Here is a 26,081-nt window from a genome sequence, read left to right as displayed (position 1 = left end):
TCAAGCGCCTCCGATCAGTTCGGAAGCGGCCATGGCACAACTGCGACTGGCAGAGGTGCCGGCACGGCCATGGAGCTCGAACCAATCGGTTGGCAGACCGCATCCGCAACTGGCGCCAGGATGTAATGTTGCCAGATCGCCCATGACCACGGCATGGGCAGGGCTTGACGAAATGTACGGCGAGACGAATTCCAGCAAGCCGCGCTGGCCGTATGGCTGGACAGTGAAATCGGATGGGTTGCGCACGAAAACCTTCGAATAGATCGGTACATGAAAATGATGGTGGGCACACTGGATATAAGGCACTGCATGCTCTACGGCGCCATAGCCGTCCCGACAGCGGGGCAGGTCGATACCCAATTGCCGATTGATTCGGGCATACAACTGATGCAGGGGAATCTCCTGTGCCGCCTGGGTTTTCCAGCCACCTCCCAGAAACACCAATGATTGGGCAGGCAATTGCAAATCAGCCACGCCGGTGTCTTCCATGCATTGAAGGGCATGCGAAAGGAACGCCGGAAAACCGAGAATGCGAACGGGCAATCCTTCCTCGGCAAATTCTTGCAAGGCTCGAATCACACCAAAAAGATCGAACTCATGACCTTTGCCGGTGAGGCGCAAGCCGTAAGCGACACGGTTGACGGGGGCGTAGCTGCAAAGAAACTGATCGGTATAGGCAGTGCCCAGGGTGATGGCTGCCTCGGGCTCATAGCTCAGGAGCAGATAGTTGCAGGGGCTGTCCGGTGTATCCCAGCCGTAATGCCGGAAAATGTGGTTCACCATGCCTTGTGCCGCGGCCATGCTGCGGTGGTCGTAGCGCATGCGACTCTTCTGGCCGCTGGTGCCGGATGATGTCAGCTCCAGCGCGCCTTCGCCTGTGGGACCGAACACCAGATGACGTTTGAAGTAATTGGCGAAAATCGGCGGCAACCTTGACCAGTCATCCAGCGACTCCAGGGCGTTGGCATCAAGATCATTAGCATTCAACCAGCGTTCGTATCCGGGAGTGTGATGACAATGAAACAGGCTGATTTCGCTCATGGCCCGGTCGAACAGACCGTCCGGCACGGAATCCAGGCAATAGGGTTGCGTTAACGCACAAAGCGCATCGGTATGGGGTAGATGGATCATCAAAAGACCTACTGGTTGGTGTCAGATCGCAAGCGGGAGGTGAGAACGACGCAGAAACAGTCTCAAGGGCGCCAGGCACAATAGCCCCATGAGACAGGCCATCAGAGCGAAGGACTCAAGGCTGTCACCGGCACCCAGGGCCGCGATAATCGAGCCACCACCACCCATGACAGCGATGGAGATCATGCCGATCGCGGCTGAGACCAGCCCTTTACTGTCATCACTGGAAAACAGCGCGAGCCGGTACAGCGCGGCGTTGCTCATGCCAAGACCGATGGCGTAAAGCGACAGGCAACTGACCAACAGGAGCGTCGAGGCTCCGGTGAAAGTAATGGCGGCCAATGCGATGAGCCCACCGCAAAACGGCCAGAGCGCGTATCGAATCAGTTGGGGCAGTTCAGTGTTGGCAATCAATCGGTTGAGTATCAGATTGCCGAGAATGACTGCCGCAAATACCGGGATCTGCCACAGGCCGTACTGCAGGGTGGAAAGTCCCTGGTTCTGGATCAGCAAGAGCGGTGCCAGCCCGATCCAGGCAATCAACGGCAGGCTCATCAGTCCCAAGGCGACGGTGGCGCGCAGGAATTGCGTGTTGGTGAGCAAAGCGGCGTAGCGGCGCACCGTGCCGCCCCATTCAAAGGGTATGGCAGCCAGTCGCTGACCGTCCTGACGCAAGGTGCCCACCGTTTCCGGCATGTACCAATAAAGCCCCAACCAGACCATCGCACCGCCGACCCCTAACAGTAAAAACAGCTCCCGCCAGGAGAGCCATTCCAGCATCAGGCTGCCGAGCAACGGACCCAGCAGCGGGGAGAGCAGTGCCACGTTGCCCAGCAATGCCATGATCTTTACTGCGTCGGCTTCACAGAAGACTTCTTGCAGGGCTGGATAACTGACCGCGATGACAAATCCCAATCCCATGCCCTGAATCAGGCGCAAACCATTGAAGACAAAGATGCTCTGCACGTAAAACGCCGCAGCACAGGCTAGAGCGAATACCGCACAACCGATGAGCAGCATTCTGCGACGACCGAAATGATCGGACAGTGGACCGATAAACCACTGCAAAAGAATGCCCCCTGCCAAATAAAGATTGAAGGCGTAGGGAACATGACTCGCACTGGCATTCAATTGATGGGTTACGGTCAGCATGGCCGGCATGATCATATCGCTGGCCATGTAAGTCAGAAGTTCAAAAAGAGTGATTGCAAGGCAAAAGCCAAGGAGTCGAGACGAACTTATATCTATTAACGGTTTGTGCATGATGTTCCTGTTGGTGCCGGAAGTTTGATAAGACGGCAGTACAAGAATATCCATGGCTCATGACGAATTTCATGTGCTTGTTTGAGGCAAAAAGTTTCAGTGCTTTTTTATTGTGTGTCAGATTTTGAACCTTTAGGGAAAAGAGGTTGTGAGTTCGTAATAAATTCCCAGCTGGATCAGAATTGTCCTACACGAGAAATGCCTGCTATAACGCGTGCCTTTGTATTGGCGCTTGTAGGATAAGTTTTCGGGGTGAATAAATAATTCAGTTGTATAACCGCTCCGGCAAACTATTGAATGTTATCGAGGCGCATCATAACCGGGTGCCATAGCCATAACGGCGATCGCTATGCCACCCAACCATAGGGGCAAGACGATGCAGCCACTCAATGTCAAGGGCGTAAGCAAAGGAATCAGCTGTGTGATTCGACGAAACATTGCAAAATCCTCATGGTTATCGCCGCAATGAAGTCAAATTTCGTCATCGGTTGTAACATACGACCTCGCTTGCAGCCTCACTCCCGCAGATCGGTAGTGGCTTGGCATGCAATCGAATACAAGTCGGATACATTTTTTGGTTCAGGAACCCGCAATGACCCAGTCGCAACGTTTGAAATACTCGATACTGATTTCCTTGGTGGTACTGGGGATCATGTTCGGCCTTTCCTGGCTGCAAAATGCAGGGATCATCACAGAGCAGCTGTTCCAATACATCGCCATTGGCGTGGCGGTGCTCGTGGTGGTGATCAATGGCGTGATGCGTCGCAAGGTCAAGCCTTGAGCGACGCCCCATGGCCGGATTACTCGCTGAACAGGACGGCGGCAGCCTGTGGATGCAGGCTGTAGCTTTTGTCCGGATTGAGGGTGATCACGCCTTCACCGCACAAGCGTTTCAACACTTCACGGACACTGAGAAAGGACAGGGGAATGTCCAGGTCCAGCAAGTGACTGTGCACGCCACGCACACCCAGGCTGCGGTCGCTTTGGGCGGCCGTCAGCAAGGCGTCGATCACTTTCAGGCGAATCAGACTGGTTCGCAGGCCAAAGCTCTTGAGCAGAAACCTGATCCGTTCGTTGCCGTGGCGTTCGGCTGGTTGATTGAAAACGCCGGAGCCCAGAGTGCTGGCCTTTGGCGCATGGCTACCGTCCGTTGGCAGTTGCGGGTTGTACATGCAAAAACTCCTTTTCAGAGCCTGATCAGGAAAAATGTGATGGGTGCTCTCAGTCAATAAGACGAACGAGCCAGGCAAATAATGAAGACCCGTATGTAGAAAATTTGTCGCCAGTACGTCAGCGGCCCGTGAGCCGGGCGTAGGGGCACCCTCAAAGGCTTAAATTTTTGCGGTTTGCTTCGTTTTAAGGGGAGGCGCATTGCGTGTCATACGTCTTTTCGATCAGGAGCGAGCGTGATTATTTCCAGGCAGTTAACCAGGTTGAGCCTTGCGGGTGTGTTGCTGGGGCTGAGTCTTGCGGCAAACGCGCGCAGCCAGCCAGAGCAGGCGACAGCCGAGATTCGTCGAACCAGTTTCGGCGTGCCGCATGTTCGTGCCGACAACGAGCGCGGGCTCGGCTATGGCATTGGCTATGCCTACGCTCAAGACAATCTGTGCTTGCTGGCCAATGAGATTGTCACCGTCAATGGCGAGCGCTCACGGTATTTTGGGCCGGACCAGTTTACCGTCGAAGAGCGAGGGAACCTGGCCAGCGATCTGTTCTTCAACTGGTTGAATACGCCGCAGGCAGTCGGCGCTTTCTGGCAGGCGCAAACGCCTGAAGTTCGTGAGCTCATCGACGGTTATGTGGCCGGTTACAACCGTTCGCTGACAGAGCGCCAGGCCCAGGGTTTGCCGCAGCAATGCCAGGGCGAATGGGTGCGCGCGATCACTGCGCAGGATCTGGTCAAGCTGACCCGACGTCTGCTGGTCGAAGGCGGCGTGGGTCAGTTTGCCGAAGCGTTGGCCGGCGCTACCCCGCCGAAAGCCGTTGCCCATATGGCAGGCGAACCCGTGTCGTTCCAGCTGGCAGCTTCGCGCATGCAACGTTTCGCTCTGGATCGCGGCAGTAACGCCGTGGCGGTCGGCAGCGAACGTTCGTTCAACGGACGCGGGATGCTGCTGGCCAATCCGCACTTTCCTTGGGTCGGTGGGATGCGTTTCTATCAGATGCACCTGACTATTCCCGGCAAACTGGACGTCATGGGCGCCGCGTTGCCCGGCCTGCCCATGATCAATATTGGTTTCAACCAGCACCTGGCATGGACCCACACGGTGGATTCGTCCAAGCATTTCACGCTGTATCGTCTGCAACTCGATCCCAAGGATCCGACCCGTTACCTGCTGGATGGCAAGTCCTTGCCGATGAAAAAGCAGACGCTGGCAGTGAACGTGAAGCAAGCCGATGGCCAGACCCGGCAGATTTCCCATGTGGTCTACAGTTCGCAATTCGGCCCGATTGTGCAATGGCCTGGCAAGCTGGACTGGAACAACCAGTTCGCCTATAGCTTGCGCGATGCCAATCTGGATAACGACCGGGTCTTGCAACAGTGGTATGCGATGAACCGTGCCGCCAGCCTCAAGGATTTTCAGGCATCGGTGCATAAGATTCAGGGGATTCCGTGGGTTAATACCCTGGCGGTGGACGATCAGGGGCAGACGCTTTACATGAACCTGTCGGTGGTGCCGAACGTCAATGCCGACAAGCTGGCCAAGTGCAGCGATCCTCGGGCCGGATTACAGATGATCCTGCTCGACGGTTCCAACAGCGCCTGTGCCTGGGACATCGACCCGCACGCTGCGCAAAAAGGTATTTATGCGGCAGACAAGTTGCCGCAACTGTTGCGCAAAGATTTTGTGCAGCATTCCAATGATTCGGCCTGGATGGCCAACCCGGCACAACCGCTTACCGGCTTCTCGCCGTTGGTCAGTCAGGACAATCAACCGTTGGGGCTGCGTTCGCGCTTTGCATTGGAGCGTCTGGGGAATTTGAGCAAGGCCGGCCCTGTCGCTGCGGCAGATCTGCAACACATGGTGATGGACGACCAGGTGTATCAGGCGACCCAGGTGATGCCGGACCTGCTGCAATTCTGCGCCGCGGATCTTGGCGCCGATGCGCCGACGCTTACGCCGTTGTGTGCCAGTCTCAAGGCTTGGGATCGCCGGGTGAATCTGGACAGTGGACTGGGCTTTGTGCATTTTCAAAATGTCATGGAGCCGTTGCAGCAAATCCCTGGCGTCTGGCGTGTCGCGTTCGATCCGAAGGATCCGCAACACACACCGCGTGGCCTGGCAATTGAACGGCCAGACGTCGCCAAAGCGATTCGGGCGGCGATGCTGGCCTCGGTCGAACAGGTAAAAACCCTTGGCCTGAAGCCCGATAGCCGCTGGGGCGATATCCAGGTGGTCAGCAGTGGCGGGCAGCAAACGCCGATCCATGGCGGGCCGGGCACGCTGGGTGTGTATAACGCGATCCAAAGCGTGCCGAGAACCGACGGCAAACGCGAGGTTGTCAGTGGCACCAGCTATTTGCAGGTGGTGACTTTCGATGACAAGGGGCCGCAGGCTCAAGGTTTGTTGGCATTCTCATTGTCCAGTGACCCGGCATCGAAGTACTCCCGGGACCAGACACTGGCCTTTTCGAAGAAGCAGTTGAGTGTGTTGCCGTTCACCGAGCAGCAGATCACGTCCGATCCGCAGTACCAGGCTCAGACGATCCGCGAACAGGATGAGAAAGCAGGGAAGATCGCCGCGCAGCAATAGCGATAGCGTTCGAATGAAACATGAAGGCCGCACCCCGCAAGGGTGGCGGCCTTCAGCTTTTTGGGGCTTGTTGCGGAATTGAATTGAGGACCGGACTACCGTCCTTGTTGCGGGTCAGATAGACCGGCAGCACCTTGGGCAACGAAGCCACCAGGCTATTGAGCTCTTTGATGTTGTAGACACCACCGAGGCGAATCGAGCCGGTGCTGTGGTCCGCGATCATGACTGGCTTGTTCAAATAACGATTGATCAAGGGCAGGGCATCGGTCAGCGTCAGATCATCGAGCACCAGTTTGCCGCTGCGCCACGCCAGCGAGTGGTCATCGGCAGAGACCTGGCTGATTTGCGGCGTGAAGTCGCCGTGTCGATAACGTGCCTGCATGGCAGGTTCAAGACGTGAACCTTCGCCGGGCAAGGCACCGTTGCTGGTCACCAGCACGGACCCTTCGATCAGGTTCACGCGTACCTGGTCTTCATACATCCAGACATTGAATCGGGTACCGGTGACGCGAATTCTGCCATCGGCTGCCTTGACGATAAATGGATGCTGCAGGTCATGACTGACGCTGAAGAAGGCTTCGCCTTTTTTCAGCGTGACCCGACGCTGATCCTTGTAATTGCTGAACATCAGTTCAGTGCCCAGATTCAGCTCCACCTGACTGCCGTCGCTCAGCGTGACCTGACGAACATTATCGGTCGCCTCGAAATGCTGATAGGCATTGGGCAGCCAACCCAGGTTCCATCCGGTATAGGCCGCCAGCGGCAACGCCAAGGCGCAGACGGTGGCGGCAATGCCGAAAGTGCGCCAAGGCATTGTCGGTTTGCCGCGAACAGCCGGCGCGGGAGATTCGGGACGAGGCAAATCGCCCGCAACCTCCCAGATTTCCAGCATGGCTTCGTACTCGAAAGCATGCAGGGGATGGGCATCACGCCATTGCTCGAACGCCTGACGCTCTTCGGCTGTGCAGTCGATGGCATGCAAACGCATGCACCAGTGCGCAGCGGCATCGGTGATGGCGTCGTATTGTGCTTGGGAGAGAGAGTGGTCGGTCATTGACTCATCCTGATTTCCTGCATTCTAACCTTGAGGGGAAGTCTGCGAGAACAACCGTCATGGCATTTGCCCATCAAAGAACAACTTATTTTCACATGGAGACATCAATGGAGTGAAAAAATGGTCAAGGCCTCCAGGACTGATCCCGCCGTAGCAGCCTCGCTGGAGCTCGACAGCTGCTACGGCCGAATATCAGGCAGTGGGCGGGGCTGGCACCGGATCCAGTTGTCGACCCATTTCACAGATCAAGTGAGCGATCGAGTCGGCGTTGCGCAAAATGATGTCGGCTCGCAGGTCTACCTTCCGTGGATTCAGGAAGGCGTTGCGAGCCTCATCCATCGTTTTGCAGCTCGTCGTTTTGAGGATGTCCTTACCCACATGCTCCAAACCCTCAATCGAGTCCAGACTGATCCATGACTGCAATGTTTCGTTCCAGCGGGCAAACAGTTCTTCCCGCGGGGTCTCCAGGGACAGTGCCTCTCGCTGGAAGTCCTGCTGAGTCTGTTTGGTTTGCGTACCGAAACCGATGACGGTGGCGATCAGATCGGTGAACGGACGCCTTGCCTCAAGCGTTGCAATATCTACGGTGTTTGAAAAAATATGGGAGAACTCATGAATCAGGGTAGCGGCCCGGGCATGGTCGTCGACGTCGAAAGGTTCAGTCAAACAGGACTTGTACCAATCAAGTTGCGGGTCAAAAAACATCTCCGTGAAATGCACACGCTTCTGTGCATCGTCATGCACAACAAAAGCGATCGTGCTATTGGTCTCGTATTTGTTTGAACCGACCACAAAACGTTCGGTGTTCATCAAGTCCTCGTTTGGGTTCACCAGCGCTGTGCAAATGGGAACGATGACCTTTTTGATTTTGTCCAGGAGGCTGGCGTCGAGGTGGTCAGCATCAAAAAAGGCTTTAAGAAAGGTATCCAGCCGCGTCCCCGGATTCAGGTGTCTGAGCTGCGCCAGATTATGCAGACTGTTAAACGCGTAATAGCGAGCCAAGTCTATGGCCTGCACGATCATGCGTGCTTTTTCCGGGTGTTTTGTCCGAATCTCTTCCATTCCCCGGGCTTCGATATTCAGAATGTCTCGAGCCGTGCGATCAACAACATATTGATTGTGCATTTTCGACAGGGCTTTGCCGTAATGGACCGTGTGGATGTCCGGATCGATCACTAGCTGCTGACCGGAAGCCGCCAGCAACGCGGGACCCTGCTGTCGGTCTTTGATCATTCGCCAGACCGGCCCGGTTTTGACCACGGGGTAAACCTTTCCCTCAACGGGGGCGTACGTACGATTGCTGGTCGAGTCCACGTAAGTTCCATTGGTGCTGCTCTTCTTCAGATCCTTTAATGCAGCGTCCGAGGCCTCGAAAGGCTGCAACACCGTGCGCATCAGAGCCGTCGGCTTCACTTTCAACCATGGCAAGGCGGCCACCGGTTTGGCAACAGGCGCGGTAGAGGTTGCTTGCGCAGGGGGCGCTGAAGCCTCGAGCGACAACTTGCCCAGCGTCACCATTTGCGCGGTGCCGGCAATAAACGCCTGCAATGCCTGTTTCCAGTGATGATCCTGCAGCGCTTCGGCGGAGTTCTTGAAGTCCTTGTAGCTTTGCCACAGTAACTGCCCATAGGCGAGTTTGCCCGGCAACAGGCCCGAAATCAGTCTGATACCGGCGCTGAACAGGTTTTTGGCGGTTTCCCAGTCGGCCTGGCCGGTGATCTCTGACTGGCTGCCCAGCATTTTTGATAGAAGGCCGACATTATCGCTGAACAGTTGTGCAAGCAGGTTGCCGTTAATGGGAGTGGACGCGAGGGTGATTTCGCTTTGTTGTCCGACGGTGGACTTGAGCAGGTTGCCGAACAAGGTTTGCTCGCCCTCGGGGAGCCGACGAATGATCAGATTCTGCAGTACCCCTGGCGCATTGATCGCAGATATAACGCTGGCTTGGTTCTCGAATTCGGTGAACACGGAGCCTGTGTGGTAGGGCGCATACAGGATTTGCGGCCCTTCATGTCCGACACCGGGGCCGATCAGGTACAGACCCAGGGTTTTAACGGCCGCGGCGCCTGCGGTCTTGATCAGTTCCAGCGGCCTGACGATGGCGTGGGCACCTGTTACAGCCGCGCGGGCAATGGCGTCCGGCATGTCGAGAACCTGCCAGATCAAGTCGAAAGCGCTGGCACTGAGATGTTGCTGCAGTTTCAGTGCATGAGCGTGTTGCAACAGTTGCCACGGTAGTTGCTGAATAAAACGCTGCTTTCGTTTGTCGGCATCGGTGCCGGCTTTAGTCAATGCATCCGTCACCCGCGTTGCATAATCGCTGTGGATATTCAGTGACTGCACAAGCTGGCGCACGGCGTTCTGATTCAGGCGATCGGGAAGGGCCGTCGAGGTTGTCGAGGCGATCTTGAAGCCGATGCCTTGAGCTGCGTTGACAGGGTTCAGGGCAAACTCGGTCAGGCTACGCGCCGGCCCGGCCAGGGCCAGGTTGGGCGTGATTTTGATGTGGTCGGGGTCCAGTTGCGTTCCTGTGAATCGGCTGCCGAGCAAGGACACCAATCGGTCATGCACATAGGACTTCAGGGTCTGGACCCCGTGCAGGTAGTCTTTATCGTCGGTGACACTGTTGTGGTATTGCTCCAGCAGTTCAATGTGTAACTGCTGTTCTTCGACAGGGGCCATGCCAAGCCATGCAGGCAGGGACTGCTGTCGGGTGATTGCCTGCGAGATCAACCTGGCTCTTTGCAAGTTGGTGTCGATGACCCGTTGCGTCATTTCGTTAAGCGCTTTGATCTGCTGTGCAGCGTCCAGCTTCAGGCTGCGCAGGTGTTCGCAACGGGCCAGGAAGTGGTCTATGGAGGATTGCGCAAGGCGCCGCAGGACGTTGCCCTCAATCAGTCGCAACGAGTTGAGCGTATAGCGCTGGTGGAATATGCGCTGGGCAGGGGTGAGGTTCTCCAGCAGTTCCAGGCGTTTGCTGGCGTCGAGCAGGCGCCGGTTCAATTCCGTCGTTGCGCTACTGACCGTCGCGAAGACTTCCAGCCCGGTCGCAGGCGTCCACAGAATTGCCCGGCCGGAGTGTTGAACATCGAGCCCGCCACGTTCGGTCAACAGTACGCAATTGGCCAAGGGCAGCAGATTCTTCTGCCCGGAGCACTCAAGGAGCAGTGAATAAGCGTCAGGCCTGAAACCATTGAGGGCAAGGCGCGTTTCTCGATCCGGTTGATCCGGGTTGAACACCGTATCGACAATGGCCCGGTCGGCGTTCCGCAGCGTGGCGTTGAGCACTCGAAGGCTGGCTTCTCCGCGTACACCCACGGAAAGCGCATGGGCCAGGCGCGGTTTCAGATTCTCCAGGTAAATGCGCTGCAGGGCCAGAGAGCCGATCGGCTGGGAGGCGAATTCCGCGCTGATCAGCGATTCGACATCGCTGAAGGTTTTTACGAAAGCCGCGGCTCTATCCGCCAAGACCATGGAGGGCAGCTGGTTGCCAGACAACACCGGCCGGGTACTCCAGCGTCCTTGAACATCCAGCGTCAGTAATTGATCGCTGATCATGGAGCGGATATCCAGTGCCTTGTCGAATAAGGCATGGAGGTCCACGGTGCCGTCGCTGTGACGGAAAACCTGCAGAACGTATTCCATGTTTTGCCGTTGCTTGGTGATGATCGCCTCAAACAGTGTTTTGAATATCGAGCCTGAAATCACCTCGCCGGAGACCTGAGGCTGATTGAAACCGATGAACCGGTTACGCTCCTCCAGGCTCAGCAGGCCGTAGAGCTCATCTTCGTGACCGACCGCGCTGAATTTGCTCAGCAAGGTATCTTTGAGGTCCTGATAGTCCTTCAGCACCTGAAGTCCTTGGGTGGGGGTGTAAAGAAAGGCCTTGGAATTGGCGTGGCTGATCATCAGTGCGCCCGCCAGTTCGACATAGTTGGCTGCGTGTTCCCAAAGACGCACCGTCTCGAGGCTGAGTGCCGAGGAAGTGCCCGCCGTCGGCTGAATCAACGAATGCAAGGCCTGGCTTTGTTCAGGGCTGATGATCTCGGCCTCGCGCTTGATCAGGAACTCTGCGCGCGCCTTTTCACGGATGGCCCGGCTGAAAAAATCGCGGCGGGATGCCCCGTCAGCCGCCGCATCGTCCCAGTAGCGTTGCAGTTTCCCGGAAAGCAGGCTGATCAGTTTGCTTGAAGCGGTCTTTACCGCGGTTTCCCATTGGTGTTGGTCAGCGCTCGTCGGCTTTTTTTCCGGATGGGAGAATTCATGAGACTGCCCGATCGGCCATCGCTGATGACGGTAATACGACAGTACCGCGTCACTCAGAGACATGGAGTTGATCCAGCGCCGGGGTGGGGCACTTTCCTGGTTGTCGTCATGGGCCGGAGCAACGGAGTAAAAGTTGAGTCGGGTCTGGCTTTGATCAAGGCCCGGGAATGGCGACTGCAGCAACTCATCAAGCAGCGAAGTGAGCAGCGAGGTGAGTGTTGGCAGCTTGAACAACTCGTCCAGCATGGCCTGCTCGTTCATTCGCTGGTTTTTGGCGATGACGGTGCGCTGGTCTTCGAATACGTCGCCCTCGATGGCCTGAAAGCTCACCTGAATGTTCGCCGCAGCCGCCAATGTTTTACGCGCAGACAACGACATGAAGGCCAGCAGGTCGTCGTCCTCGGTCGCGCTCTTCAGCTGACGTTTCAGCTGTTCGATCAAGGCTGCGCGGCTGTGGAACTTCTTTATGCCGGCGTACGGGGTGTAGAGAATTTCACCGTTGTCGTCCGGAGTGAGGCTCAACACGAAGCTGCCGGCCAAGGGGATGGAGGCCAGGTCTTGCGCATTGAGCAGGATTTTTTCGGCAAACATGGGCGGAGTCTGTTGACTGCGTAACGTTTGGCTGGCCAGTTCCAGATGACTGAACCATTCGAAATCCTTGCGCGTCAGCCCATGGGTTTTACCCAGATCATTCCAGTGGCCGGGCGAGTGCAGGGCCTGGGGGAAAAATAGCGGAGCGGGAGGTGTGGACATCGTCGAGTCTCGTTCAGGGCGCTGCTGAATGCGCCTGTGGGTTGAGGCTCAAGACTAAAAGTCGCGGGTGAGTCGAAGGTGGTAGATAGTTACCGCACGGCTGCCCGGTGTTCGTGCCAACGTGCGCCAAAGCAGCTTTTCGGTTCGATCGGCTCTGGTCAGGTGCTCCGGTTCAAGCGAAAGGTTGACAGGCTGCTCGTCGCCCGTTGTTAATCGGTTGGTTTTCGTACGCTGTTGCCCCCTCCAATAATTACTCTGGAGCTTCAGATGTCTGCGCCACACGATCCTGTGTCTACTGCTATCTCGCAAAACCTGTCCTTCGAAGCGCTGACGGCGTTGCTCGAGCAGATCTTCCTGCGCCACGGCACCTCGGCCGATGTCGCCAAAACCCTGGCCCTCAACTGCGCCGGCGCCGAGCGCGACGGGGCTCACAGTCACGGTGTGTTCCGTATCCCTGGTTATGTGTCGACGCTGCAAAGCGGCTGGGTCAATGGTCAGGCCGTGCCGGTGGTCGAGGACGTGGCCTCGGGCTTCGTTCGGGTTGACGCCGGTAATGGCTTTGCCCAACCGGCCCTCGCGGCGGCGCGGCCATTGCTGGTCGAAAAAGCCCGCAGCGCCGGCATTGCGGTACTGGCCATCCGTAATTCCCACCATTTCGCCGCCTTGTGGCCAGACGTCGAGCCGTTTGCCGATGAAGGGCTGGTGGCACTGAGCGTGGTCAACAGCATGACCTGCGTGGTGCCGCACGGTGCCGATCGTCCACTGTTCGGGACCAACCCGATTGCCTTCGCCGCGCCCCGGGCTAACGGTGCTCCGATTGTCTTCGACCTGGCGACCAGCGCCATCGCCCATGGCGATGTACAGATCGCTGCCCGTAAAGGTGAACGTTTGCCTGCGGGAATGGGGGTGGACAGCCTCGGTCAGCCGACTCAAGACCCGAAAGCAGTTCTTGAAGGTGGCGCCTTGCTGCCATTTGGCGGCCATAAAGGTTCGGCGCTGTCGATGATGGTGGAGCTGTTGGCGGCGGCGTTGACGGGGGGCAATTTTTCTTTCGAGTTCGACTGGTCGAACCATCCGGGGGCGAAAACACCCTGGACCGGTCAACTGCTGATCGTGATCGACCCGAGCAAAGCGGCGGGGCAGAATTTTGCCGAGCGCAGCCAGGAACTGGTCCGGCAGATGCACGGTGTGGGGCTCAAGCGGTTACCGGGTGATCGACGTCACGGGCAGCGCGCCAAAGCCAAGGTCGAAGGCATTGTGCTTGATGCTCAGACGCTGGCCAATCTGCGGGAACTGGCCGGGCTCTGAACTTGTGTGCAATCCCTGTGGGAGCGGGCTTTTGTGGCGAGGGGGCTTGCCCCCGTTGGGTCGCGAAGCGGCCCCAAAACCGTTTCCGCGCTGAATCGTGTAGAGCGCGTGAGTAGGCTTCACGACTGCTTCGCAGCCGAACGGGGGCAAGCCCCCTCGCCACATAAGCCCGCACACAGGTTCTGTACTGATGCTCAATGGCTTAACGCCGTCCCAACAACAGCCCCACCACCAAACCGAATCCGGCGGAGATGGCCACGGTTTGCCAGGGATGACCGCCGATGTAGATTTCACTGGCCTCGACCGCGGGCCTGGTCCGGTCACGCATACTGGAAACTGAACCCCGGGCCTGCTGGAGCTTCTGGGCGATTTGCCCTCGAAGGGTGTCCGCTTCTTCACCGACCAGTGAAGCACTGCTTTTCAGCAGTTTTTCCGACTCTTCGATCAGGGCCTGAAGTTCGCTGAAGACCTGATCCTTGATTTGATCCTCGGCGACTTGATCGATGATTTTGCGGGCCATTAGAGTACTCCTTGCAGATAAACGGGCAGTGAACAATGGAGTATGGCGCCATGGCAAAAGTTGCAGTCATTTTGCGTGGCGACTCCACCCTGAAGAAAAATCCAGGGCAGGACATTTCCTCCTACAGTGTAAGATGTCGCCTATTTTATGCAGCAGGTAACTCCCATGAGCTTCAATCTGGCCGACAAACCCCTCGCCGAGCGCGCGGCGCTTGAAGATGAAAAATCCCGTCTGTTCGAACTCTGGCAAAACAACCTGGGTAAATCCAAGGGCGAAGCCGCACGGTTGTTCGGTGAGCGTGCCAAGCGCAAAGGCAAATGGGCCGAGTGGGTCCGCGCCGAACTCGACGGCATGTCGCCCCCGGAATTCGCCAACATGGTGCGCAGTGAAGTCAATCGCCTGATGGCGGCTAAATAAACGTCCAGACACCATTCCCCTACGTTTGGGAAAAGGTCGCGATAATCGCCTCGCGCACTTTCAGCACCACCGGATCGAGCTGCGTACTGGTTCGCCAGCCCAGCTCGATCGGATAGCGCGGTAGCGTCAAAGGGCAGGGCAGCAGCGCCAATCCGCTGAGCGCGGCGATACTTCGAGCCGCATGGGCGGGGATGGTTGCCACCGCCTGGCTGCCCTTGAGCAGATGCGGCAACGCGGCAAAGTGCGTGGTTGACGCGCATACCCGCCGACTCAGCCCCAACGCCGCCAGGCCTTCATCGGTAATCCCGATAAAACCGCCCGATGACACCAGAATGTGTTCGCGGGCGACGAACGCCTCAAGGCCGAGAGTCTCTTGTCCCTCGGCCAGACTGAGGGGGTCCACCAGGCACAGATAATCGCCTTCACCCAGCACCTGACGACTGAGCAAACGCTCGGCAAACCCGCCTGCCGTGATCGCCAGATCGATGCTGCGTTCCATCAAGGCCTGGGCGACGATCTGGCTGTGGGTCTGGCGAAAGATCAGCCGCAGTTTCGGCGCGCGGTCCGCGATCTCTTCAATCAATCGTCGCCCGTAGGCGATTTCGAAATCATCTGACAAACCCACCGTTACCGAACGTCCGTCATAATGATTCGCCGCCGGATCGACCATCGCCAAACTCTGGCGGCATTTGTTCAGCGCATCGCTGACCACCGGTTTCAACTGGTTGGCCTTGAGCGTCGGCGCAAGACCTCGGCCGGTACGCACGAACAATTGATCGCCATACACCTCGCGCAATCGGCGCAACGCCGCGCTGACCGCCGATTGCGTCACGCCCAGACGTAGTGCGGCACGGCTGGCGCTGGATTCCTCATGCAGGGCTTCGAAGACTTTGAGTAGATTGAGATCGACGGTGGCGATATTCATTTGGCTCATATCATTCAGCAGTGAGTCGGGCTTTATTCATGATCCTGTGGCGCCGGACAATGAGCAACACCTCATTACCGACGGAGTCATCGCGATGCCCAAGTCCATCGTTGCTGCGCTGCAAATCGGCGCCTTGCCTGGCGGCAAGGCTGAAACCCTCGATCAAATCCTCTCCTGGGAAACCGCCATTATCGAATCCAGTGCCGCGCTGGTGGTCATGCCGGAGGCATTGCTCGGCGGGTACCCCAAGGGCGAGGGCTTCGGCACGCAACTCGGCTATCGACTGCCGGAAGGTCGTGAAGCGTTTGCGCGGTATTTCGACAACGCCATAGACGTGCCCGGTGCCGAGACTGAAGCCTTGGCCGGGTTGGCCTCACGCACTGGCGCCAATCTGGTGATCGGCGTGATCGAGCGCGCGGGCAGCACGTTATATTGCACCGCGTTGTATTTCGACCCGCAGGCCGGACTGGTCGCCAAGCATCGCAAGCTGATGCCCACCGGCACCGAACGGCTGATCTGGGGCAAGGGCGATGGCTCGACCTTGCCGGTGATCGACAGTCAGGTCGGGCGAATCGGCGCCGTGGTGTGCTGGGAAAACATGATGCCGCTGCTGCGCACCGCGATGTACGCCAAAGGCGTGGAGGTCTGGTGTGCGCCGACCGTGGACGAGCGGGAAATGTGGCAGGTGAGCATGCGCCACATCGCCCATGAAGGACGCTGCTTTGTCGTCAGCGCCTGTCAGGTCCAGGCCTCGCCGCAAGCCTTGGGCGTGGACATCGCCAACTGGCCGGCGCAGCGCCCGTTGATTGCCGGCGGCAGCGTGATTGTCGGACCCATGGGCGACATTCTCGCTGGCCCGCTGCGTGACGAGGCGGGTTTGCTCACCGCCGAAATCGACACCGACGACCTGATCCGTGCCCGTTACGACTACGACGTGGTCGGGCACTACGCGCGCCCGGACATATTTGAATTGACGGTGGATGAGCGGGCCAAACCGGGCGTGCGGTTCAACGCATAATCCGTCGGGGGGTGTGATTGTCGTCTAGTCTCCAGGCGTTCACACCCCTGTCAACGGATGGACTGTCCATGAGTTTGTTACTCGGCCCGATTCTGCAATTTCGTGGCATCAACAGTAATGTCTATAACGTGTCTGCTCTAGTGGTTTTACCCTTGGGCGGGTCATCACCCAGCGTAAAAGTACCCGGCGGTGTCACTGCCGGCAAACCGTTGGCCATCGCCGATATCCCGTTGCTCAGTCCTCAGTACCGCGTCTGGCGCATCGATTTAAAAGCGCTGCAAGACCAGGCTGTTGCCAGCACTTACACGATCAAGATAGAGGGTGCGCAGGCCAACTTCGTCGTTCCGGCCGAGGGGCAGTCGCCGCGCATGGCCTATGTGTCGTGCAACGGCTTTTCGGACCCCAAGGACATGGAGAAGGTGGACAGGAACCATGAGCGCTGGGAGCACATGTGGGGGGCTCATCAAAGCAAGCCCTATCACCTGTTGTTGATGGGGGGCGATCAGGTTTACAGCGATGACATGCGCAGCAATCTGTCGTCGATGAAAACATGGTTTGCCAAACCCTTCGCCGAGCGCCGAAAGGCGGTCTACAGCAAGGTGATCGAAGCCGACCTGGACAAGTTCTTCGCCAGACTCTACCTGGAGCGCTGGAAACAGCCTGAGGTCGCGAAGCTGCTCAGCGCCGTGCCGACGGTGATGATGTGGGATGACCATGACATCATCGATGGCTGGGGTTCCTACGATGAGATATTGCATTCAAGCCCGGTGTTCCAGGGGCTGTTTGCCACGGCCAAACGCTATTTCAGGATTTTCCAGCAGCAACTGATCCAGACTCATCCGCACCTCAAACCGTCCGCTGATACCCACCCTTGTGCGATTCCCGATACCGCTGACGGCTTTCACCTGGGGTTTACCGGCCTGGGTGAATTGGCATTGCTGGTTCCCGACTTGCGCAGTGAACGTGCACCGGATTTGACGACTGCGCCGGCTCGGCAAACCCGGATCATTTCGCCCGTCAGTTGGGATGCGATTTATGCCTGGCTGGGCAAGGTCAAGGGGCATAAGCACTTGCTGCTGATGTCGAGTATTCCCGTGGGTTACCTTGATTTGCAGGCGGCGGAAAAGGCACTGGACCTGATTTCGGGGCAACAGGAACTCGAGGACGATTTGCGCGACCATTGGCGAAGCCTGCCTCACCGGGACGAACGCAAGCGGTTGATCATGCGATTGCTGGATTTCGCCCACGCCGAGTCATGCAAGGTCACGCTGGTGTCCGGTGATGTTCATGTGGCAGGGGCCTGCGTGATCGAATCGACGTTGTCCCGGCATCGCAATGATGGTTCGGGATTGATCTACCAATTGATTTCGACCGGGGTCGTGCATCCTGCACCGCCGGTGTTGGCTGTGCAGTTTCTGGAGTCCATTGGCAAGCACCAGGAACAGATCGACTACGCCATCACCGGAACCATGTTGCCCATCGGTGCACGGGGACGTTACCTGATCGCCGCACGAAACTGGCTGGCGATAGAGCCGGACGAAGACAGCACCGGCAAAAGTCGGCTGTGGGCCAATTGGCACGTAGAAGGCCTCAAACATTGTGTGACCCAGGTGATCGATCCAGTTAAGCCGCGAGCCGAGCCGTGAGCATTACCACGTGCCGGTGGTCGGCTCCGGCAGGCGGAGTTTGCCGCGATCAAGGAAACGCATCGTGCCGAACACGCCACCAGCCAGTTTGCCCCGAAGCACGTACGGCAGATTGTTCAGTGTCTGCGTCTGACCCAGCCCGAGGGTCTGACGCAGCACCGAGAAAGCCGAAACGCTCACCGGCACCACAATCACCGCCTCGGAAAAGCGCGGGATCGAGCCCGACTGGTCGCTGACACCGGAGGCGAGGGATTGACCGTTCACCTCCAGATCCAGGGCCACGCCGTTGTAGTCGATCGCCGTTTCATTGGGGTTCTGCACGCGCAGTTTTACCGCGAAACGCACTTCCAGTTCCTGGCTTGGCAGTGGCTCGATACCGACCACGTTGATGTTCAGCGGGTCGTGTTGGGGGAACAGGGCGCAAGCGCTCAGGGAGAGCAACAGGAGGGACAGGGACAGGGCAAACAATCTGCGCATGGACAGGTTCTCGTAAAGAAAAAGGCCGAGCCGCTCGTGGCTCGGCTCTTGAGCATTACGCACGGTCTAACTGTGCGACAGCCGCAGGTGAGACGGGTTCACCCTTGGCCGCAACATCCGGGTTCTGCATCACCTGAAGCACCGAGGCCTCCGGGTCGAACTCGTCTTCTTCCAGCTCGATGAATTCTTCGGGCAGGAAGATATTCAGCACGATAGCGCACAACGCACCGACGGTGATCGGTGATTCGAAGATGTTGTGCAGCGCCTTCGGCAACTCGCGCAATACTTCAGGCACTGCCGCGACGCCCAGGCCCATGCCGAGGGAAATCGCCACGATCAGCATGTTGCGCCGATGCAGGCCGGCCTCGGCGAGAATCTTGATCCCGGCCACTGCCACGGTGCCGAACATCACCAGTTCGGCGCCGCCGAGCACCGGTTTCGGCATCAATTGCAGCACCGCGCCGATCATCGGGAACAACCCCAGCACCACCAACAGGCCAGCGATGAAAAACGCCACATAACGGCTGGCCACGCCGGTGAGCTGGATCACCCCGTTGTTCTGCGCAAAGGTCACCATCGGCATGCTGTTGAACACCGCAGCCATCGCCGAATTGAGACCGTCGGCCAGCAACCCGGATTTGATCCGGCGGATATAAACGGGGCCTTTGACCGGTTGCCGGGAAATCATTGAATTGGCGGTCAGGTCGCCGGCAGCCTCCAGGGGCGATACCAGGAAAATCACCGCCACCGGCACAAACGCCACCCAGTCGAATGAGAAACCATATTTGAACGGTACGGGCACACTCATCAGCGGCACGGCGGGCAGGCTGGTGAAATCGACCTGGCCCATGAACCACGCGACGGCATAACCGAGGGCCAGGCCGATGACGATCGCGCCCAGGCGCAAGAACGGCACATCCACCCGGTTCAACACCACGATGGTCCCCAGCACCAGTGCCGCCAGCGCCAGATGGCTGGCCGCGCCGAGATCCGTCGCACCGAAACCGCCGGCAATGTCGGTCATGGCGACCTTGATCAGCGACAGGCCCATGAGGGTAATGATGGTGCCGGTCACCACCGGGGTGATCAGCATCCGCAGCTTGCCGATGAACTGGCTCAGTACCACTTCGATGAACGCGGCGAAAAAGCACACGCCGAAAATCGTCGAGAGGATTTCATCGGTGCCACCGCCGCGCGCCTTGACCATGAACCCGGCGCTGAGAATCACGCTGATAAACGAGAAACTGGTGCCTTGCAAGCACAGCAAACCGGAGCCGACCGGGCCGAACCGCCGCGCCTGCACAAACGTGCCCAGCCCCGAAACGAACAGCGCCATGCTGATCAGATAAGGCACTTCACTTTGCAAGCCAAGGGCACTGCCCATGATCAGCGTCGGCGTGATAATGCCGACGAAACTCGCCAGTACGTGTTGCAGGGCGGCGAAGACCGTGGCGGTCAGGTGGGGGCGATCGTCGAGGCCGTAAATGAGGTCGTTGTTGCGTGGGGAGGCGGTTATTTCAGAGGCGGTCATGGTGATTTGCGTGCCGAAAGGCGGGCCGGGTCAGAAAATGGAGGCGCAGGATGCCAGCCGCGGGCAGTGAGGGCAACGCTAAACGGTGCGGAGGAGCAACGCTAAACGGTACAGAGGGGGCATACACAAAACCTGTGGCGAGGGAGCTTGCTCCCGCTCGGCTGCGCAGCAGTCGCAAACCCGGCACACGCGGTTTAACTGGAATACCGCGATAGCCGATTTTGGGGCCGCTTCGCAGCCCAGCGGGAGCAAGCTCCCTCGCCACAGAGTGCACCGGGGATTAAACGGGCGCCGCAAACGCCGCAAGCAAATCCTCTTCAAAGGCTTTTTGCGCATCCCCCGGCACCTGTGCGCGATGGCGGGCCAGATGGAACGCCACCTCAAAACTCATGTCGCCCTGGCGCACGGCGCGCAACAACCCTTTGTCTTCCCAACTGCGGGCGAAGTGATCGGGCAGGTAGCCAACGTGCTTTCCGGAAAGAATGAAGGCGAGGGTGCCTTCGACCTGCTCGGAACGCGCCGAACACATCTTCCCCTGAAACGGCTCGTCGCTGCGCAGGAAGCGGTAGGGGTGATCGACCCGGTCGCAGGCCTGAAGCGCCTGATCGTCAGGCGCCTCATCGGTGAACAACGGATGCCCCGGGGCGCAATACAGGTGCTGGGTTTCCGTGAACAGTTCGCGGTAGTCAAAAGCGCTCTGCACCTGTGAGAAATAGCCGATCGCCAGGTCCAGCCGTTGTTGCAGCAACAGCCGCTCCATTTCGCCGGGCATGGCGCTGATCAACTCGATACGCACCGACTCGTCCCGTTCGCGAAAACGCCGGATCGCCTCGGCAACCCGTTGCAGCACCGATTGATCAAGTGCTTCGGACAAACCCAGGCGCACTTCGCCGATCAAGCGTCCTGCCACGCCGTTGGATTGATGACGGAACGCTTCAATCGACTCGAACAAGGCACGAATGGCAAGGAGCAGCTGCTCGCCTTTGGGGGTGATTTTGAACCCGCCCTTGCCGCGACTGCACAGCCGATAACCAAGCCGGGTTTCGAGCCTGGCCATCTGCTGACTGATGCTTGACTGGCTGAGCCCCAGCTCACCCTGAGCCGCGCTGAAACCACCGCATTCCACCACGCTGACAAACAGGCGCAGCAGGTGCAGGTCGAGGTCATGAAGTTGACCGAGCATCAAACATTACTCCGCAATAAAGTCAGGATAATTAACTTGGTATTTTTTCAATGTAACCGACGACGCATCCTGCAACCACTTCCTCCGGTCAGGTGTTCGTCATGGCTCCGCTCTTCAAGCTGTGTTTACCCGCACTGTTCCTCGCCATGGCCGTGCCGGCCCAGGCAGAGGAAAAAGCCCTCAATCTCTACAGTTGGGCCGATTACGTGGCGCCCGAAACCTTGCAACGGTTCGAAAAGGAAACCGGCATCCACGTGCGCTACGACACGTTCGATGCGCCGGAAGTGCTGGAAACCAAACTGCTCACCGGCGGCAGCGGTTATGACGTGGTGGTGCCGTCGTCCAGTGTGCTAGCCCGTGGGCTGGCGGCGGGTGCGCTGAAGGAAATCCCTCACGATGGCCTCAAGGGTTACGCCAACCTCGACCCGGACATGCTGGAAAAACTGGCGGCGGTCGACCCTGGTAATCGGTATGGCGTGCCTTACACCTGGGGCACGCTCGGGTTGGGGATGAATGTCGAAGCAGTGCAGCAGCGCTTGCCCAGCGCACCGCTCAACAGCCTGGACCTGTTGTTCAAGCCCGAATACGCCAGCAAGCTCAAAGACTGCGGCATTGCGATTCTCGATTCGCCCCAAGAGGTGATCGGTCTGGCGCTGCACTATCTGGGTAAAGATCCCTACAGCACCGACAAGGCTGATCTGACAGCCGCCGACGCCCTGTTGCGTCAGTTACAGCCGTCGGTGCTGTACGTCGCCACCGGGCGGCAGATCAACGATCTGGCCAATGGTAGCGTCTGCCTGGCATTGACCTACAACGGTGACGCGAGCATGGCTGCCGACCAGGCGCGCAAGGCCAACAAGCTGTTCGAAGTGGCTTACCGCATTCCGCGCGAAGGCACGCTGGTGTGGCAGGACAACCTGGCGATCCCCAAGGACGCGCCGCACCCCGAAGCCGCCCGGGCCTTCATCGAGTTCATGTTGCGCCCCGAATCTGTCGCCGCGCTGACCAATACGCTGTTCTTCGCCACGGCCAATCGGGCGGCGACGCCATTGGTGGATGAGGCGGTGCGCAGCGATCCCGACATCTACCCGCAGAGCGAAGTACGTGAGCGGCTGTACGCCGACCGCAGCATGAGCCTGAAGGACATGCGTCAGCGCACCCGCTTGTGGACCACTTTCCGTAGCCGCCAATAAGCCAATAACAAGGAATACACCATGGACGTCCCTGCACATAACGATCAGGCCATGACCCGTGACAGTCTTTACGGGACTGCCGCCGAAAGCACCTACGCCGGTATCACCAGTTTCATGCGCCGCCGCTACAGCCGCGACTTGCGTGGCGTCGACGTGGTGGTCAGCGGCGTGCCGTTCGACACCGCCACCAGCAACCGCCCCGGCGCGCGTTTCGGACCGCGCGGCATTCGGGCGGCGTCCACCGGGATCGCCTGGGAGCGCCATTGGCCGTGGACGTTTGACCCGTTCGATCACTTGGCGGTGATTGACTACGGTGATTGCGCCTTCGATTACGGCACGCCGCAGTCGGTGCCGGAAAGCATCGAAGCCCACGCCGAGCACATCCTGAGCGGCGGTTGCGCGATGCTGACGTTTGGCGGCGATCACTTCATCAGTTATCCGCTGCTCAAGGCCCATGCCCGTCAGCATGGCCCGTTGTCATTGATTCACTTCGACGCCCACAGCGACACCTGGCCGGATGAGGAGGGCAAGCGCGTCGATCACGGCACGATGTTCTGGCATGCGGCCAAAGAAGGGTTGGTGGATCCGTCGCGCTCGGTGCAGATCGGGTTGCGTACCACCAATGACGATCATCAGGGCTTTCAGGTGCTCGATGCGCGGCAGGTGCATCGGCAAGGGTGCGAGGCAATCGTCGAGGCGATTCGTGCCCGGGTCGGTGATCACCCGGTGTACCTGACCTTCGACATCGACTGCCTCGACCCGGCCTTCGCGCCGGGCACCGGAACGCCGGTGTGTGGCGGCTTGAGCACGGTGCAGGCGCTGGAGATTCTCGGCGGTTTGCGCGGGATCAACCTGGTGGGGATGGACGTGGTGGAAGTGGCGCCGGCCTACGACAGCGCGGACATTACCTCACTGGCAGCGGCGACATTAGCCATGGAGATGCTGTGTTTGTATGCGGCCAAACACAAGGTCGATCGGTAACACACAAGCCAATGTGGGAGCGGGCTTGCTCGCGAAAGCGGAGTGTCAGCCACCAGAAGTGTTGAATGTTAAGCCGTCTTCGCGAGCAAGCCCGCTCCCACATTTGATCTGTGCCAAGCCATCGAGCGATAGTCTTATCGCTCCTGCCAGTTTCTGGCAGCAGCCTCTGCTAAGCTCCGACGACTTTTCAGGAAAGAGCCTGCCGACCGTGTCGCGAACCAGCCGTTTACTGACTTTGTTACAAGTGCTGCGGGGCAAAAGTCGTCCGGTGACTGCCGCGACATTGGCCAGCGAACTGGAGATTTCCGAACGCACGCTGTACCGCGATATCGCGGAACTGACCGCGCTCGGTGCGCCGATTTTTGGCGAGGCGGGGATCGGCTATGTGTTGCGCAGCGGCCTGTTTCTGCCGCCCTTGATGCTCAATGCCGATGAGACCGAAGCCATCGTGCTCGGCTTGCGCTACGTGGATCAGCGTGGCGATGAGGTGTTGGGCAAAGCCGCGGCCGATGCCCTGGCAAAAATCGCTGCGGTACTCGACCCCGCCGCCCAGGAGGCCTTGCGCAACCCGACGGTGCTGCCGGGGCCGCCGGGTTATGGCTATCCGCAAAATACCGTGCCTTTGAACGTGTTTCGCCAAGCCATCCGCGATCAGGCCAAGCTGCACATCGACTACGCGGACGCCAATCAGGTGCCGAGTCAGCGGCTGATCTGGCCACTGGCCCTGGGTTTTCTCAACGAGGTGCGGATCATCGTCGCCTGGTGTGAGTTGCGCAGTGCCTATCGCACCTTTCGCACCGACCGGATCTCAGCCGCCAGCGAGCAGGGTGAGCGCTATCCGGGGCGGCGCAGCGACCTGTTGCGCACCTGGCGCAAGCAGATGCAACTGGACGAAGCAGGGCGTTTCACTCCTGACAAGAATTGACACAGGCTTGTTTTAGCATGGCTCCAGAATCAACTCACAAGGAGCCGTAAACATGTCCAATCCAGCCTCTTCACTGGCCCCCGCCATTGCCGCCTACATTGCTGCTGCCAATGCTCGCGACACGTCGAGGGTTGCCAGTTTTTTCGCTGAGGATGCCAATGTGTTCGATGAGGGGCAGCATCAGGTCGGCACACAAGCCATCGCCCAATGGATGCAAGACACCGCACAACGTTATCAGCCCCGGGTCGAGGTGCTCGACGTTCAACTGCGCACCGGCAAAGTGCTGGTGCACAACCTGATCTCCGGCACATTCCCTGGCAGTCCGCTGGAACTGCGCTACATGTTCCGCCTCAATGAGCAGGGCAAGATTGCCCGGCTGGACATCTCGCTGTAACCCGGGCTATGTCGCGCTGCTTAACCTGTGGGAGCGAGCCTTTGTGGCGAGGGGGCTTGCCCCCGTTCGGCTGCGAAGCAGTCGTAAATCCTTTACATACGGTTAACTTTGAAATGCTGGGGGCGCTTCGCACCCCAACGGGGGCAAGCCCCCTCGCCACAAAAAGCCCGCTCCCACATGGATTGCGTTTTACCTATACTGCCGCGCATGAATGTCGACTCTCCCTTAAGCGCCTGGCAACACGCCATCGAACAGAAGGGCTTCGTCCAGGACGAAGCCCAGGAACACGCTGTGTGGGCGCTGCAAAAATGCCATGAAGCCTTGCATGAAGACCGCACGCCCGTCACCGGCGTGTACCTCTGGGGGCCGGTGGGGCGGGGCAAGACCTGGTTGATGGATCAGTTCTACCAAAACCTGCGCGTCCCGGCCCGACGTCAGCACTTTCATCATTTCATGGGCTGGGTGCATCAGCGCTCCTTTCAATTGACCGGCACCGCCGACCCATTGAAAGCGCTGGCCCGCGAGCTGAGCCAGGAAGTGCGCGTGCTGTGTTTCGATGAACTGTTCGTCAACGACATCGGTGACGCGATCATTCTCGGACGTTTGTTTCAGGTGATGTTCGAGCAGGGCGTGGTGGTGGTCTGCACCTCCAATCAACCGCCGGATCAGCTGTATGCAGATGGCTTCAATCGTGATCGGTTCGTGCCGGCTATTGCTGCAATCAAACAACACATGCAGGTGATAGCGGTGGATGGCGGGGAAGATCATCGCTTGCATCCTGGCGCCAGTCTGCAACGTTACTGGGTGAACGTACCGGGTCAGCCCGGCGCCTTGAACGAGGTGTTCAAAGCCTTGACCGTCGGCCAGTCGCTGTCCAGCGATCCGGTCAAGATCGGCTACCGTTCGGTCAATGTCATGCAGGCCAGTCAAACCGTGCTCTGGTGCCGTTACGCCGAGCTCTGCGAGCAGCCATTTGCCGCGATGGACTTCATGGCCCTGTGCGACACTTTCAGGGCTATTCTGTTGAGCGACGTGCCCAACCTCAGCGCGCAAAAACGCGAAGGGCGCATCGCCCGCGGCACTGAAGACGGCGTCGAACGGGTGGCGGCGGGGGATCGCGAGTTGCCGCAGTTGTCGGTGCACGACGACGGCGTGCGCCGGTTCATCGCCCTGGTGGACGAATGCTACGACCGCAAGGTGCCGCTGTACCTCGAGGCGCAGGTGCCGATGGAAGCGCTATACACCGAGGGCTATCTGGAGTTTCCGTTTCGCCGCACCCTCAGCCGCTTGCAGGAGATGCAGCTCAAACGTTTCGCCGAGGCTTGATATCCGGGAGGAGCG

The 26,081-nt window shown here is 58.7% G+C and carries 21 protein-coding genes; 11 read left to right on the top strand and 10 right to left on the bottom strand.

What is annotated here, in order from left to right:
- Together ACQKPC_RS21345 and ACQKPC_RS21340 are read right to left on the bottom strand one after the other, a co-directional pair.
- Positions 1-1,131 carry an acyl-protein synthase gene (locus tag ACQKPC_RS21345; RefSeq protein WP_427626164.1) on the bottom strand — a complete coding sequence of 377 codons (1,131 nt, stop codon included), beginning with the start codon at positions 1,129-1,131 and terminating at the stop codon, positions 1-3.
- A gap of 21 nt (positions 1,132-1,152) precedes the next feature.
- Positions 1,153-2,394, bottom strand: coding sequence for an MFS transporter (locus ACQKPC_RS21340; RefSeq protein WP_427626163.1), 1,242 nt, complete (start codon positions 2,392-2,394; stop codon positions 1,153-1,155).
- A 592-nt stretch (positions 2,395-2,986) separates the two neighbouring features.
- Between ACQKPC_RS21340 and ACQKPC_RS21335 the strand changes: the two genes are divergently transcribed.
- On the top strand, positions 2,987-3,175 hold the full coding sequence (locus ACQKPC_RS21335) for a hypothetical protein (RefSeq protein WP_007901365.1): 189 nt from the start codon (positions 2,987-2,989) through the stop codon (positions 3,173-3,175).
- Positions 3,176-3,194: 19 nt separating this feature from the next.
- Here the strand turns inward: ACQKPC_RS21335 and ACQKPC_RS21330 are convergent, their stop codons facing one another.
- Entirely contained in the window at positions 3,195-3,566 is a 372-nt protein-coding gene (locus tag ACQKPC_RS21330; protein WP_192342916.1) for a fe2+ zn2+ uptake regulation protein, read from the bottom strand.
- A 234-nt stretch (positions 3,567-3,800) separates the two neighbouring features.
- On the opposite strand from ACQKPC_RS21330, the gene ACQKPC_RS21325 reads away from it, so the two are divergent.
- Positions 3,801-6,149, top strand: a complete 2,349-nt coding sequence (locus tag ACQKPC_RS21325; protein ID WP_427626162.1) for an acylase — start codon at positions 3,801-3,803, stop codon at positions 6,147-6,149.
- A 52-nt stretch (positions 6,150-6,201) separates the two neighbouring features.
- Here ACQKPC_RS21325 and ACQKPC_RS21320 read toward each other — a convergent pair whose 3' ends face one another.
- Together ACQKPC_RS21320 and ACQKPC_RS21315 are read right to left on the bottom strand one after the other, a co-directional pair.
- The gene (locus tag ACQKPC_RS21320; protein ID WP_427626161.1) at positions 6,202-7,203 is read right to left on the bottom strand and encodes a FecR family protein; all 1,002 of its coding nucleotides are present in this window, start codon (positions 7,201-7,203) and stop codon (positions 6,202-6,204) included.
- Between the two features lie 192 nt (positions 7,204-7,395).
- Positions 7,396-12,222 carry a dermonecrotic toxin domain-containing protein gene (locus ACQKPC_RS21315; protein ID WP_427626160.1) on the bottom strand — a complete coding sequence of 1,609 codons (4,827 nt, stop codon included), beginning with the start codon at positions 12,220-12,222 and terminating at the stop codon, positions 7,396-7,398.
- 267 nt (positions 12,223-12,489) lie between these two features.
- On the opposite strand from ACQKPC_RS21315, the gene ACQKPC_RS21310 reads away from it, so the two are divergent.
- Positions 12,490-13,530, top strand: coding sequence for an Ldh family oxidoreductase (locus ACQKPC_RS21310; RefSeq protein WP_427626159.1), 1,041 nt, complete (start codon positions 12,490-12,492; stop codon positions 13,528-13,530).
- Positions 13,531-13,732: 202 nt separating this feature from the next.
- Here the strand turns inward: ACQKPC_RS21310 and ACQKPC_RS21305 are convergent, their stop codons facing one another.
- On the bottom strand, positions 13,733-14,050 hold the full coding sequence (locus ACQKPC_RS21305; RefSeq protein ID WP_305449598.1) for a DUF883 family protein: 318 nt from the start codon (positions 14,048-14,050) through the stop codon (positions 13,733-13,735).
- Positions 14,051-14,215: 165 nt separating this feature from the next.
- Between ACQKPC_RS21305 and ACQKPC_RS21300 the strand changes: the two genes are divergently transcribed.
- Positions 14,216-14,467 carry a hypothetical protein gene (locus tag ACQKPC_RS21300; protein WP_007897387.1) on the top strand — a complete coding sequence of 84 codons (252 nt, stop codon included), beginning with the start codon at positions 14,216-14,218 and terminating at the stop codon, positions 14,465-14,467.
- Positions 14,468-14,486: 19 nt separating this feature from the next.
- On the opposite strand, the gene ACQKPC_RS21295 is transcribed toward ACQKPC_RS21300, so the two are convergent.
- Positions 14,487-15,401 (bottom strand): LysR family transcriptional regulator, encoded by a 915-nt coding sequence (locus ACQKPC_RS21295; RefSeq protein WP_427626158.1) that lies wholly within the window; start codon positions 15,399-15,401, stop codon positions 14,487-14,489.
- An 85-nt stretch (positions 15,402-15,486) separates the two neighbouring features.
- Between ACQKPC_RS21295 and ACQKPC_RS21290 the strand changes: the two genes are divergently transcribed.
- Positions 15,487-16,410 (top strand): carbon-nitrogen hydrolase family protein, encoded by a 924-nt coding sequence (locus ACQKPC_RS21290; RefSeq protein ID WP_427626157.1) that lies wholly within the window; start codon positions 15,487-15,489, stop codon positions 16,408-16,410.
- Positions 16,411-16,478: 68 nt separating this feature from the next.
- The gene (locus ACQKPC_RS21285) at positions 16,479-18,056 is read left to right on the top strand and encodes an alkaline phosphatase D family protein (RefSeq protein ID WP_427626156.1); all 1,578 of its coding nucleotides are present in this window, start codon (positions 16,479-16,481) and stop codon (positions 18,054-18,056) included.
- A 3-nt stretch (positions 18,057-18,059) separates the two neighbouring features.
- On the opposite strand, the gene ACQKPC_RS21280 is transcribed toward ACQKPC_RS21285, so the two are convergent.
- The 3 genes from ACQKPC_RS21280 to ACQKPC_RS21270 all read right to left on the bottom strand — a co-directional run bounded on the left by ACQKPC_RS21280 (position 18,060) and on the right by ACQKPC_RS21270 (position 21,247).
- Positions 18,060-18,533, bottom strand: a complete 474-nt coding sequence (locus ACQKPC_RS21280; protein ID WP_008069225.1) for an LEA type 2 family protein — start codon at positions 18,531-18,533, stop codon at positions 18,060-18,062.
- A 55-nt stretch (positions 18,534-18,588) separates the two neighbouring features.
- A complete protein-coding gene (locus ACQKPC_RS21275; RefSeq protein WP_427626155.1) occupies positions 18,589-20,064 on the bottom strand; it encodes a nucleobase:cation symporter-2 family protein in 1,476 nt (491 codons plus the stop codon).
- Between the two features lie 280 nt (positions 20,065-20,344).
- On the bottom strand, positions 20,345-21,247 hold the full coding sequence (locus ACQKPC_RS21270; protein WP_427626154.1) for a LysR family transcriptional regulator: 903 nt from the start codon (positions 21,245-21,247) through the stop codon (positions 20,345-20,347).
- 101 nt (positions 21,248-21,348) lie between these two features.
- On the opposite strand from ACQKPC_RS21270, the gene ACQKPC_RS21265 reads away from it, so the two are divergent.
- The 5 genes from ACQKPC_RS21265 (at position 21,349) to zapE (ending at position 26,066) form a co-directional block, all read left to right on the top strand.
- On the top strand, positions 21,349-22,440 hold the full coding sequence (locus ACQKPC_RS21265; RefSeq protein WP_427626153.1) for a polyamine ABC transporter substrate-binding protein: 1,092 nt from the start codon (positions 21,349-21,351) through the stop codon (positions 22,438-22,440).
- A gap of 21 nt (positions 22,441-22,461) precedes the next feature.
- Positions 22,462-23,421, top strand: coding sequence for an agmatinase (gene speB, locus ACQKPC_RS21260; protein WP_427626152.1), 960 nt, complete (start codon positions 22,462-22,464; stop codon positions 23,419-23,421).
- Positions 23,422-23,629: 208 nt separating this feature from the next.
- On the top strand, positions 23,630-24,346 hold the full coding sequence (locus ACQKPC_RS21255; RefSeq protein ID WP_427626151.1) for a helix-turn-helix transcriptional regulator: 717 nt from the start codon (positions 23,630-23,632) through the stop codon (positions 24,344-24,346).
- A 52-nt stretch (positions 24,347-24,398) separates the two neighbouring features.
- Positions 24,399-24,740, top strand: a complete 342-nt coding sequence (locus ACQKPC_RS21250; protein WP_007897370.1) for a nuclear transport factor 2 family protein — start codon at positions 24,399-24,401, stop codon at positions 24,738-24,740.
- Positions 24,741-24,947: 207 nt separating this feature from the next.
- Positions 24,948-26,066, top strand: coding sequence for a cell division protein ZapE (gene zapE / locus ACQKPC_RS21245; protein ID WP_427626150.1), 1,119 nt, complete (start codon positions 24,948-24,950; stop codon positions 26,064-26,066).
- Positions 26,067-26,081 lie beyond the last annotated feature (15 nt).

It is taken from the genome of Pseudomonas sp. NPDC089918, from assembly GCF_050280605.1.
Taxonomy (GTDB): Bacteria; Pseudomonadota; Gammaproteobacteria; order Pseudomonadales; family Pseudomonadaceae; genus Aquipseudomonas.
The sequence above is the reverse complement of the archived record's forward strand: the minus strand, read 5'-3'. Positions and strand labels throughout refer to the sequence as shown.